Source organism: Inhella inkyongensis (assembly GCF_005952805.1).
GTDB classification, from domain to species: Bacteria; Pseudomonadota; Gammaproteobacteria; order Burkholderiales; family Burkholderiaceae_C; genus Inhella; species Inhella inkyongensis.
Genome location: NZ_CP040709.1, coordinates 3,540,595 through 3,552,728, shown reverse-complemented (window position 1 = coordinate 3,552,728; position 12,134 = coordinate 3,540,595). Strand labels below are relative to the sequence as shown.

9 protein-coding genes are annotated in these 12,134 nt (G+C 67.9%); 7 read left to right on the top strand and 2 right to left on the bottom strand.

Annotation, left to right across the window (positions count from 1 at the left end):
• The first annotated feature begins 112 nt into the window (after positions 1–112).
• The 6 genes from FF090_RS16715 to FF090_RS16690 all read left to right on the top strand — a co-directional run bounded on the left by FF090_RS16715 (position 113) and on the right by FF090_RS16690 (position 9,223).
• The gene (locus FF090_RS16715; RefSeq protein ID WP_138857806.1) at positions 113–1,375 is read left to right on the top strand and encodes a CmpA/NrtA family ABC transporter substrate-binding protein; all 1,263 of its coding nucleotides are present in this window, start codon (positions 113–115) and stop codon (positions 1,373–1,375) included.
• Complete coding sequence (gene ntrB, locus FF090_RS16710) at positions 1,353–2,267, top strand: nitrate ABC transporter permease (protein ID WP_217502993.1); 915 nt, start codon at positions 1,353–1,355, stop codon at positions 2,265–2,267. Before FF090_RS16715 ends, ntrB begins: the two co-directional genes overlap by 23 nt.
• Complete coding sequence (locus FF090_RS16705; protein WP_246071454.1) at positions 2,260–3,051, top strand: ABC transporter ATP-binding protein; 792 nt, start codon at positions 2,260–2,262, stop codon at positions 3,049–3,051. The genes ntrB and FF090_RS16705 overlap by 8 nt, the downstream gene beginning before the upstream one ends.
• Entirely contained in the window at positions 3,048–5,495 is a 2,448-nt protein-coding gene (nirB, locus tag FF090_RS16700; RefSeq protein WP_138857804.1) for a nitrite reductase large subunit NirB, read from the top strand. The genes FF090_RS16705 and nirB overlap by 4 nt, the downstream gene beginning before the upstream one ends.
• 552 nt (positions 5,496–6,047) lie before the next feature.
• Complete coding sequence (nirD, locus tag FF090_RS16695; protein WP_138857803.1) at positions 6,048–6,452, top strand: nitrite reductase small subunit NirD; 405 nt, start codon at positions 6,048–6,050, stop codon at positions 6,450–6,452.
• Positions 6,452–9,223, top strand: a complete 2,772-nt coding sequence (locus FF090_RS16690) for a nitrate reductase (RefSeq protein WP_138857802.1) — start codon at positions 6,452–6,454, stop codon at positions 9,221–9,223. The genes nirD and FF090_RS16690 overlap by 1 nt, the downstream gene beginning before the upstream one ends.
• Here FF090_RS16690 and FF090_RS16685 read toward each other — a convergent pair.
• Both FF090_RS16685 and FF090_RS16680 read right to left on the bottom strand, forming a co-directional pair.
• A complete protein-coding gene (locus FF090_RS16685) occupies positions 9,220–9,750 on the bottom strand; it encodes a hypothetical protein (RefSeq protein WP_246071453.1) in 531 nt (176 codons plus the stop codon). The genes FF090_RS16690 and FF090_RS16685 overlap by 4 nt on opposite strands.
• A 46-nt stretch (positions 9,751–9,796) precedes the next feature.
• The gene (locus FF090_RS16680; protein ID WP_138857801.1) at positions 9,797–11,041 is read right to left on the bottom strand and encodes a multifunctional CCA addition/repair protein; all 1,245 of its coding nucleotides are present in this window, start codon (positions 11,039–11,041) and stop codon (positions 9,797–9,799) included.
• Positions 11,042–11,139: 98 nt separating this feature from the next.
• Between FF090_RS16680 and FF090_RS16675 the strand changes: the two genes are divergently transcribed.
• On the top strand, positions 11,140–12,099 hold the full coding sequence (locus FF090_RS16675) for a hypothetical protein (RefSeq protein ID WP_138857800.1): 960 nt from the start codon (positions 11,140–11,142) through the stop codon (positions 12,097–12,099).
• Positions 12,100–12,134 lie beyond the last annotated feature (35 nt).

The following is a 12,134-nucleotide window of genomic DNA, read 5'->3' as shown; positions in this document are numbered from 1 at the left end:
GGGGGAACTGGGCAAGGGCGTCCAGCCGCTGACGATGCACAAGGGCTCCGCCCACCGGGGTCGCGTCGTTCAGGGGCTGTGGCGCCCTTTTTTTGTTCCGACGGAGACCCCCATGCACGAAATCCCTCCCCTGTTCGATACCGAGCGTCACCCCAAGCGGCGTGTGCTGCTGGGTGCCGGCGCCCTGGCCGCCGCCGCTCAGGTGCTGCCCCAGGCCTGGGCCCAGGGCAGCGACCGCCCTGAGAAAGAGGAGGTGCGGGTGGGCTTCATCCCGCTGACCGACTGTGCCTCGGTGGTGATGGCCTCGGTGCTGGGCTTTGACCGCAAGTACGGCATCAAGTTCGTGCTCAGCAAGGAAGCCAGTTGGGCCGGTGTGCGTGACAAGCTGGTGCATGGGGACCTGGACCTGGCCCATGTGCTCTATGGCCTGCTCTACGGCGTGCACCTGGGCGTGGGCGGTCCCAAAAAGGACATGGCCCTGCTGATGACCCTGAACCGCAATGGCCAGGCCATCACCCTGTCCAAGCGCCTGGCCGAGGCGGGCGCGGTGGACGGCGCCTCGCTGGCGCGGGTGATGGGGAGTCAGAAACGCAGCCCAGACCAGGGGTACACCTTTGCGCAAACCTTCCCGACCGGCACGCACGCCATGTGGCTGTACTACTGGTTGGCGGCCCATGGCATCCACCCGCTGCGCGATGCAAAGGTCATCACCGTGCCACCACCGCAGATGGTGGCGAATATGCGGGTCGGCAATATGGACGGCTTTTGCGTCGGTGAGCCCTGGAATCACCGCGCCATCCTGGACGGCATCGGCGTGACGGCGGCCACCTCGCAGGAGATCTGGCCCGACCACCCTGAGAAGGTGCTGGGCGCCACGGCCGAGTTCGTGCAGCGCCACCCCAATACCGCGCGTGCGGCCATCATGGCCGTGTTGGAGGCCGGGCGCTGGATCGATGCCAGCCTGAAGAACAAGTTGCAGATGGCCGAGACCATCGCCGAGAAGAGCTATGTCAACACCAGCGTGGAGGCGATCAACCAGCGCATCCTGGGTCGCTACCAGAATGGACTGGGCAAGACCTGGGACGACCCACGGCCGATGCGCTTCTTTGATGACGGGGCGGTCAACTACCCGTACTTGAGCGACGGCATGTGGTTCCTGACCCAGCACAAGCGCTGGGGCTTGCTGAAGAGCCACCCGGACTACCTGGGCGTGGCGCGCGCCATCAACCAGACCGCGCTCTACGCCCAGGCGGCTGCGCAGCTCAAGATCAGCCTGCCCAAGAGCGAGCTGCGCACCAGCACCCTCATTGACGGTGGGGTCTGGGATGGCAAGGACCCCGCCAAGTACGCCGATGCCTTCCGCATCAAGGCCTGAGGAGGGCGCGATGTTGGCCACCCCACTCACCGTGCCGCCGTCCGAGGCGGCCGCAGCGTCCCCACCCCCCGTCGTCGCCGCGGCCCGGCCGCTTGCGCCCTCGGCGGCCCCGCGCCCACGCCGGTCTCTGCGCCCTTGGCTCTTGCCGGTCCTGGCGCCCACCATCGGCATGGCCTTGTTGGTGGGTCTGTGGACCCTGCTGACGCAAAAGGGCGGCGCCTTTCCCACCCCGGCCGCCACCTGGGGCGCGGCGCTGCAACTGTTCGCTGACCCCTTCTATGTCAAGGGCCCCAACGACCAGGGCATCGGCTGGAACATCCTGGCCAGCCTGCAGCGTGTGGGAATCGGCTTTGGGCTGGCGGCCCTGGTGGGCATTCCGCTGGGCTTTGCGCTCGGGCGTTTTGCCTTTTTGGCGCAGATGCTGGGGCCGCTGATCAGCCTGCTGCGGCCGGTCAGCCCGCTGGCCTGGCTGCCCATCGGCCTGCTGGCCTTCAAGAGCGCGGACCCGGCGGCGATCTGGACGATCTTCATCTGTTCCATCTGGCCCATGATCCTCAACACCGCCCAGGGTGTGCAGCGCGTGCCGCAGGACTATCTGAATGTGGCGCGGGTGCTGAATCTGTCCGAGTGGAAGCTCATCACGCGCATCCTCTTTCCGGCGGTGCTGCCCTATTTGCTGACCGGTGTGCGCCTCTCGGTGGGTACGGCCTGGCTGGTGATCGTGGCGGCCGAGATGCTGACCGGCGGCGCCGGCATCGGCTTCTGGCTGTGGGATGAGTGGAACAACCTGAACGTCGCCCACATCCTGATTGCCATCTTCGTGATCGGCCTGGTCGGCCTGCTGCTGGAGCAGCTGTTGATGGCCGTGGGCCGGAGGTTTTCCCATGATTGAGATCCAAGGCGCTGACATGGTGTTCGACACCGCGCGCGGGCGCTTTCATGCGCTGAGCCCAATTCATCTGCGCATCGCCGCCGGGGAGTTTGTGTCCTTGATCGGGCACAGCGGGTGCGGCAAGAGCACGCTCTTGAACCTGATCGCGGGCCTGCTCAAGCCGAGCTCGGGGGTGTTGATCTGTGACGGCCGCGAGATCGCGCGGCCCGGGCCCGAACGCGCGGTGGTGTTCCAGAACCGCTCGCTGCTGCCTTGGCTGTCCTGCGCCGACAACGTGATGCTGGCGGTGGAGCAGGTGTTCGGGGCGCGCGAGAGCCGTGCCCGCCTGCGCGAACGGGTGCAGGCCGCGCTGGACCTGGTGGGCATGGCGGCCGCGGCCGCCAAGCGGCCGGCCGAGATCAGCGGCGGCATGAAGCAGCGTGTGGGCATTGCGCGCGCTTTGGCCATGGAGCCCAAGGTGTTGCTGATGGACGAGCCTTTTGGCGCGTTGGACGCCCTGACCCGCGCGAAGCTGCAGGACGAGCTGCTGGCCATCGTGGCGCGCACCCGGTCCACCGTGGTGATGGTGACCCACGACGTGGACGAGGCGGTGCTGCTGAGTGACCGCATCGTGATGCTGAGCAATGGCCCGGCCGCCACCATCGGGCAGGTGCTGGCGGTGGACCTGCCACGCCCGCGCAATCGCGTGGCCTTGGCCGAGGAGCCCGCCTATATGCAGGCGCGCAAGGCGGTGATCGACTTCCTCTACACCCGCCAGAACCATCCCCTGGAGGCCCAGGCATGACGGCAAGACAAAAACTGGTGCTGGTGGGCAATGGCATGGCCGGCGTGCGCACGCTCGAGGAGTTGTTGAAGATCGCGCCCGATCTCTACGACATCACGGTGTTCGGGGCCGAGCCGCACCCGAACTACAACCGCATCCTCCTGAGCCCGGTGCTGGCCGGCGAGCAGACGCTGGACGAAATCGTGCTGAACCCGCTGAGCTGGTATGCCGAGCACGGCATTACCCTGCACCTGGGCAAGCCGGTGACGCAGATTGATCGCTTGCGCCGGCGCGTGATCGCGGCCGATGGAGCGGCCGCCGACTACGACCGCCTGCTGCTGGCCACCGGCTCGCTGCCCTTCATCCCGCCCATTCCTGGCAAGGGCCTGGACGGGGTGCTGGCCTACCGGGACATTGCCGACACCCAGGCCATGATCGAGGCCAGTGCGAAGTACCGCCACGCCGTGGTGATTGGCGGCGGCCTGCTGGGTCTGGAGGCTGCCAACGGACTGATGCTGCGCGGGATGCAGGTCACCGTGGTGCATCTGGGGGAGTGGCTGATGGAGCGCCAGCTCGATCGGATGGCAGCGGACCTGCTGCAGCGATCCCTGGAGGCACGCGGCCTGCGTTTCCGCACCGGCACCCACACCCAGGCCCTGATCGGCGACACGGACGATGGACGCAGCGGCCGGGTCATGGCCGTCCAGTTCAAGGGTGGCGAGGAGATCCCGGCCGACCTGGTGGTGATGGCCGCCGGCATCCGGCCGAACACCGAACTGGCTGAGCGCGCCGGCCTGCACTGCCAGCGCGGTGTGGTCGTCAGTGACACCCTGCAGACCGTGACCGACCCGCGCATCTATGCCCTCGGCGAGTGCGCGGCGCACCGCGGCGTGGCCTATGGCCTGGTGGCGCCCTTGTTCGAACAGGGCAAGGTGTGCGCCACCCATCTGGCGCAGTTCGGCATCGGTCGCTACACCGGTTCGCAGACCAGCACCAAGCTGAAGGTCACCGGCATCGATCTGTTCTCGGCCGGCGACTTCATGGGTGGCGAGGGGCGCGAGGAGATCGTGATGAGCGACCCCTTTGCCGGGGTCTACAAGAAGCTGGTGATTCAGGACGACCGCCTGGTGGGGGCCTGCCTGTACGGCGACACGGTGGACGGCGGCTGGTACTTCAAGCTGCTGCGCGAAGGACGGCCGATCGCCGACATTCGCGACCGGCTGATGTTTGGCGAATCCAATGTCGGCGATCTGGGGCACCAGGGCCAGAACCGCGCCGCCGCGCTGCAGGACGGTGATGAGGTCTGCGGTTGCAACGGCGTCACCAAGGGCGCCATCTGCAAGGCCATTCGGGACAAAGGCCTGTTCACGCTGGAAGACGTGCGCAAGCACACCAAGGCCTCCGCGTCCTGTGGCTCCTGCACCGGCCTGGTGGAGCAACTGATCATGGTGACGGCGGGCGGTGACTACTCCGCCGCGCCCAAGAAGAAGGCGATCTGTGGCTGCACGCAGGCCAGTCATCAGGAGGTGCGCGACCTGATTGCCAAGGGCCATCTGCTGAGCAAGGAGGAGGTCTTCCATGCCTTGGGCTGGCAAAGCCCGAATGGCTGCAGCACCTGCCGTCCGGCGATCAACTATTACCTGATCAGCACCTGGTCGAAGGAGGCGCAGGACGACCCGCAGAGCCGGCTGATCAACGAGCGCAGTCACGCCAACATCCAGAAGGACGGGACCTACTCGGTGGTGCCGCGCATGTGGGGCGGCGAGACCTCGGCGGCCGAGCTGCGGCGCATTGCCGATGTGGTGGACAAGTACCAGATTCCCACCGTGAAGGTGACGGGCGGGCAGCGCATCGACCTGCTGGGCGTGAAGAAGGAAGACCTGCCCTTGGTGTGGAAAGACATAGGCATGCCCAGCGGCCATGCCTATGCCAAGGCCTTGCGCACCGTGAAGACCTGCGTGGGCTCGGAGTGGTGCCGCTTTGGCACCCAGGACAGCACGCAGATGGGCAAGATTCTCGAGCGTGCGCTGTGGCGCATGCCGGCGCCGCACAAGGTCAAGCTCGCGGTCTCGGGTTGTCCGCGCAACTGTGCGGAGTCCGGCATCAAGGACGTTGGCGTGGTCGGTGTGGATTCCGGTTGGGAGATCCATGTGGGCGGCAACGGCGGCATCAAGACCGAGGTGGCTCAGTTCCTGTGCAAGGTCAAGACCGCCGCCGAGGTGCTGGAGGTCAGCGGTGCGTTCTTGCAGCTTTACCGGCTGGAAGCCTGGTACCTGGAGCGCACCGTGCATTACCTGGCGCGTGTGGGCCTGGACCACGTGAAGCGTCGCATCGTCGAGGACATTGAAGGGCGCCGTGCTCTGTGGCAGCAGCTGCAGTTCGCGCTCGATGGCGAGCCGGATCCTTGGTTTGAGTTTGAGCAGGCACGGGTGGATTTGCGGCAGTTTGAGGCGGTGCCGTCATGAGCCTTGCTCGCTGGGTGATTGGAATGGGGCAGCCCGCAGGGGCTTCACCCCTGCACCCGCCCCCCTTTTCTTTGCTTCGCCAAAGAGAAAGGGGGAAAGAGAAAGGCGACCCCCGATGCCAGCGCCGCCCGCCTGCGGCGAGCGGTTCCCTGTGGTGCTCGAAAGCCAGGCCTTTGCGCTTGCAGGCGCAAAGGCCTTCGCCAGGCAGGCGGACAGTCCGCAGGGACTGTCCCCTGTCCGGGCTCAGCCCAGGCGCGGAACGCACTCCGTTCGCTGCGCTCACTGCGTTTGAACGGCCGCGCCGAGTTAGTTCACGTGGCGCGCTGACGCGCGCTGGCCTGTCCTTCTGCGCTCCTCGGCTTGGCATAGGGGGACCCCCAAACAGCCAACAGCCGAACAGCCCGGACTTCAGCCAGTCGCTCCGTTTCCCGGGGTCACCTTTCTCTTTCCCCCATTTCTCTTTGGCGACGCAAAGAGAAATGGGGTCGGGTGCAGGGGTGAAGCCCCTGCGGGCTGTCACATGAACACACACACAGCGACCTACGAATCCCCATGAACACCTGGAAACCCATCTGCCACCTCCACGACATCCCCCTGCTGGGCGCCCGCCGCGTGGCCCGCGCCCGCGGCATGGACGTGGCCTTGTTCCGCACGGCCAACGACGAGGTCTTCGCGCTGCTGGACCGCTGCCCGCACAAGGGCGGGCCACTTAGCCAGGGCCTGGTGTTTGGCCGCAGCGTGGCCTGCCCCTTGCACCATTGGACGATTGGCCTAGCCAGCGGCCAAGCCCATGCGCCGGATGAAGGCTGCACGCCGGTTTTTCAAGTGCAAGTCGTCGAGGGCGTGATCCAGTTGCTGCAGCAAGAGTTGGACGAGCACGCACTGGACCTCGCCCCGCCCGTGGCCGGCCCCTGCGCCAAGCGCATCGCGATCATCCCCAACCCGGCCCCCGCCTGATGTTGGAAACGAAGTCCACCTGTCCCTACTGTGGAGTGGGATGTGGCGTCGTCATCGAACACGACGGCCAGCAGATCACCGGGGTGCGGGGCGACCCCGATCACCCGGCGAACTTCGGGCGCCTGTGCAGCAAGGGCATCAATCTGCACCACACGGCCAGCCCCCTGGTGCGCCAGACGCAGCGCCTGCTGACACCCCAATGGCGCGCGGCGCGGGGCGGCGCATTGCGGCCCAGCAGCTGGGATATGGCGAACGAGCGCCTGGCCGCCGAGCTGCTGCGCATCCGCCGCCAGCATGGCCCCGAGGCCATCGGCTTCTACATCAGCGGCCAGTTGCTGACCGAGGACTACTGCGCCTTCAACAAGCTGGCGCGGGGCGTCATCAAGACCCCACACATCGACTCCAACTCGCGCCTGTGCATGAGCTCGGCGGTGGCCGGCTACAAGCAGAGCCTGGGCGCCGATGCGCCGCCCTGCAGCTACGAGGATGTGGAACAGGCCGAGTGCATCCTGGTCATCGGCGCCAATCCGGCCTGGGCCCACCCGGTGCTGTTCCGACGCCTAGAGGCTGCCCGCGCGCATCGGGCCGGTCGGCCCGGACAGAAGCTGATCGTGGTGGACCCGCGTCGCACCGAGAGTGCCGAGCTGGCCGATCTGCATCTGCAGCTGCAGCCAGGCACCGACGTGGCCCTGCTGCACGGACTGCTGCATGCCTGGATCTGGAACGGCTGGGTGGATCAGGACTTCATCGCGGCGCGCACGGAAGGCTTTGACGCGCTGAAGGCCCTGGTGCGCGAGTGGACCCCGGCGCGCGCGGCGCAGGTCTGCGGGCTGCGCGAGGTCGATCTCTGGACGGCGGCCGAGTGGTTTGCGCGTGCCGCCGGTAGCCTGAGCCTTTACTGCCAGGGCCTGAATCAGAGCAGCAGCGGCACGGCCAAGAACACGGCGTTGATCAACTTGCACCTCGCCACCGCCCAGATCGGCAAGCCGGGCGCCGGGCCCTTCTCGCTCACCGGCCAGCCCAATGCCATGGGCGGACGCGAGGCTGGCGGCATGGCCACGCTGCTGCCCGGTCACCGCGACCCGGCCGATCCGGCGCAGCGCGCCGAGGTGGCCGCGCTCTGGGGCCTGGATGCGAGCGAGACCCTGCCCGGTCCGGGCCACACCGCGCTGGCCCTGTTCGAAGGGGCGGCGCGGGGCGAGGTCAAGGCGCTGTGGATCGCGTGCACCAATCCGGCCCAGTCTCTGCCGGACCAGGCCCTGGTGCGCCAGGCTCTGCAACGCTGCGAGCTGGTGGTGCTGCAGGAAGCCTTTGCCGGCACCGCCACCGAGGCCTATGCCGACTGGGTGCTGCCGGCCGCCAGTTGGGGCGAGAAGGAGGGCACGGTGACCAATAGCGAGCGCCGCATCAGCCGCGTGCGCGCGGCCCTGGCACCGCCGGGTGAGGCGCGCGCGGACTGGCGCATCGTGCGCGACGTGGCGCTGCGGTTGGAGCCGCAACTGCGCCCCGGTCTGGCGCCCCTGTTCCGCGCCGATGAGGGGCCTGAGTCGCTGTGGCTGCAGCACCGCGAGACCACGCGCGGGCGCGACCTCGACATCGGCGGCCTGAGCTGGGCCGCGCTGGACCGGGATGGTCCGCAGCAATGGCCCTTTGTGCAGGGCCCCACGAATCGCCTCTACACCGACGCCCGTTTTGTCTTTCCTGACGGCCGTGCACGCTTCATCGCCAAACCCTACCAGGCGCCGGCCGAGCGCCTCAGCCCCCAGCGGCCGTTTGCCTTGCTCAGCAGCCGGCTGCGCGACCAATGGCATGGCATGAGCCGCAGCGGCCGTGTGCCGACTCTGTTCGCCCACACCCCCCAGCCCAAGCTGCGCCTGCACCCCCAGGACGCTGCGCGGCGAGGGCTGGCCGACGGCGACCTGGTGCGCGTGAGCACGGCACGGGGCGCCGTGCTGCTGCCGCTGCAGTTGGACCGCAGCCTGCGCCTGGGCGCGGCGGATCTGCCCATGCACTGGGGGCCGGAGTTCCTGCGCCACGGCGTCAATGAAGTGAGTGCTGCAGCACGCTGTCCAGACAGTCAGCAGCCCGAGCTGAAGTTCAGCGCCGCCCAGATTGAAGCGGTGGAGCTGCCTTGGCGCGTCAGTGCCGGCGCCTTCGTGCTGCCCAGCCAAGAGCCGATTTTGCGCAGTGCTCTGCAGGCCCTGATGGCCGAGACCGATCAGGCCCACTGCCTGCCCGCGCCGCAAGCCCCAGCGGGCCGGCTCGGGTGGGTTCTGGAGGCGGCCATTGCCGCGCCGCCCGCCCCAGCGTGGATCGAGCGCTTGACGGCGGCGCTGGATCTGCAGGGGCCCGGCAGCCACCGCTACGCCGACAGCGCCCAGGGCCGGCTGCGCAGCCTGCGCCTGGAGGGGGATCGCCTGCAGGCCTTTGCGCGCATCGGTCGGCAGGACGAGGGAGCTTGGTTGCTGCCGCTGTGGCAGACCCAACAGAACGTGCGTGCGCTGGGGCGCTGGCTGTTGGGGCCCGGCCGACCACCCGATGCCGCCTTGAGCGCACCGCCGGCCGCGCAGGTGTGCAACTGCCTGGACGTGCGCGAGGACCAGATCCGCCGATGCATGGCCGAGGGCGTGCGCGACCTGGCCGGACTGCAGGCCGCGCTGCGCTGCGGCACGCAATGCGGCTCTTGCTTGCCGGCGCTGCGGCGGATGGTGGCGCAGGCGCCTGATTGGTGCCCCGCAAGCCAGGCAGGTGTTGCTGAGGCGACGCCTTAGCTGGCCTGAACCTGCCGCTGTGGAGCCTGCCCTTGGAAGAAGCGCACCAGGTCACCCAGCGTAATGACCTTGCCAAACAGCGGATTCCGTTCCGCCCGGTCCAGGCTTCTGCCGGTACGTTGCTCGATTTGGGGCGCGAGGTCCAGGTCGATGTCGTCAGCATCGAGTTGTAGATCTGCCATCAGCCGGTCGGAGGCGCGCAGTGGGAACTGCGGATGGACCTGGTGCAGCTGGGCTTGAACCTGCTCGTACACCGCACGAACGATCCAGCTGTCCACCTCTCGCAAGTCAAAGGCACGTGCGAAGTCGCAGATCGATTCGTTGGGTCGGGATGCGGCAAGTTGGCGGAGTTGGTGGGCTTGCTGGTGCGCTGCATGGCGTGCGCACAGTGCTCCGAGGAGGAGCAGAGCCAGTACCAGCGCGACCGTCCAGGGATGGACAAAGAAGACGTAAAGGAGACCCATCGCAAGGCAGGCCAACGTCAGGGCGTCCCGAAGGCCGAGGGGTCTGCCGCTGAATTCGGGCATTCGGCGAGAGGGGGTTCGCATGGGGCGACGCATCGGTGGGCAGGGCTCAATCTGAGGTGAGCGCTTCACCCTTGAGCACCTGCGCAATCGCAGCCCGCCGCGCCGCCTCCACCGCCCGGCCGATGGCCTCGCCGCGCGCCCCGGCCGCCAGCAGCGGGGCACTGATGGCCGCGCTGTCCACGGCCTGGGCCGCCGCCAGGGCATTGAGCAGGCGCTCGGCCTGGGGGTAGGGGCGATCCTCCAGGCCCAGCCGCCCGCGGGCGTCGGCCTCGCAGACCTGCATCAAGAGCGCAAAGCGTTCGGGCCGGCGCAGGGCGTCGCAGCGGCCCAGCAGGCGCTGCACGGCCTCCGCGCCGAAGTTGCCGCTCTGGTGCACATGGATGTGCTCGGCACAGGCTAGGCGAGCCAGCTCGCGCGCCTCCACGGGCGGTTTCAAGCGTTCGCACAGGCGCAGCAAGGGCTTCACGCCGGCCTGGTCGTGGCCGATATGGCGCGGCAGCAGGTGCTTGGGGGTCAGGGCCTTGCCCAAATCGTGCGTCAGGGCCGCAAAGCGCACCGCCAGCGGGGCCTGCATGCGCACGGTCTGCGCCAGCACCAGGTCCAGATGGGTGCCGGTGTCGCCCTCGGGGTGGTGTTCCAGCGGCTGCGGCACACCCCAGCAGGCATCCAGCTCGGGGGCCAGCCGCGCCAGCGCGCCGCATTCGCGCAGCAGGGCCAACATGCGCTGTGGCGCAGCCTCCATCAGCCCGCGGGCGAACTCCTGCCAGACGCGCTCGGCCACCAGATGGTCCACTTCGCCTGCCTCCACCATTTCGCGGCAGAGCGCCAGGGTTTCGGGCGCGACATGGAAGTCGGCAAAGCGCGCGGCAAAGCGGGCCAGGCGCAGGATGCGCACCGGGTCTTCCGCAAAGGCCGGGCCCACGTGGCGCAGCACCCGGGCCTCGATGTCGCGCTGACCGCCATAGGGATCAATCAGGCTGCCATCGGCCGCGCGGGCGATGGCATTGATCGTCAGGTCGCGGCGCGCCAGGTCTTCTTCCAGCGTGACCTCGGGCGCGGCATAGACCTCGAAGCCTTTGTAGCCGCGTCCGCTCTTGCGCTCGGTGCGCGCCAGCGCGTATTCCTGATGCGTGCGCGGGTGCAGAAAGACCGGAAAGTCCTTGCCCACCGCTTGGTAGCCAGCGGCCAGCATCTGCTCGGGCGAGGCGCCCACCACCACCCAGTCGCGGTCGCTGACCGGTCGGCCCAAGAGCGCATCGCGCACCGCGCCGCCCACTTCATAGATCTCCATCGCCGCATTGTCGGCGGCCGCGCTCCTTCTTCAGGAGGAGCGGCCATGCACTGCTGCGCCGCCAAAATGCGCTCGCTTTTTTGACCAGGGAGAAAACCATGAAATCGATGCAGAAATTGCCCTACACGGGTTGGAGCCTCTTGATCGCGCTGGGTCTGAGCGCCTGCGGCGGCGGAGGCGATGGCAGCAGTAACGCGCCTGCGCCCAGTGCCACACGCTTGAGCGCCAGCAACTACGAGGATGTCAGCCGCGCTGCGGCCATGGCCTATCAGCTCTCCCTGAGCACCAACTCGATCACGGGCGGAGGATTGCAGATGGCCACGGCGCAGGCGGCGGTGGAGCCGCTGCGCAAGGCCTTGCGTGTGCAGGCCCGCGCCAGCAACACCCAGGTGCTGCCCTGCAGCGGGGGCGGGCGCATGGTGGTCACCTTCAACGACGCCAATAACAACGGCCTATCCGACGCCGGGGACTCGGCCGTGGTGGAGGCCCAGGCCTGCAAGGAAGACGGCACGACCACGAACGGGCGTGTCCAGGTGAGCATGGGCTCGACGAGCGGTAGCCCGAGCTTCGGCAATTACAGCGCCAGTTTCGAGGCCAGCTACAGCGACTTCACGGTGCAGGAAGCCAATGGCGACCGTGTGCGCATCCATGGCCGCATGCTGCTATCGCTCAACCAGTCCGGCAGCACCGCCAACTGGAGCATGCAGGCGCAGAACTGGGAGTTGAGTGCCAGCTACCAGGGCAAGACCCAGTCCCTGCTGCTGAACACCCGCACCGAGGCACAGAAGGTCAGCAATGAGCTGCGTGTGGTCTTGGGCGGCAATCTCAGCAGCAGCCTGGTGCAGGGCCAGACCCTGACCCTCAGCACGCCGCAAACCTTGCTGACCGTGGGCACGGACGATTACCCGCGCAGCGGCCAGATCGTGGTGCGGGGCTCGGCTGGCGGCACCCTGCGATTGAGCGCGATCTCAAACACCCAAGTGCGCCTGGAACTAGACGCCAACGACGACGGCCAGTTCGAGATCAATCAGGTGAAGAACTGGAGCGAGTTGGACTGAAAAAGGGCGGGACCCCGGTGGGGTCCGCCCCGCTG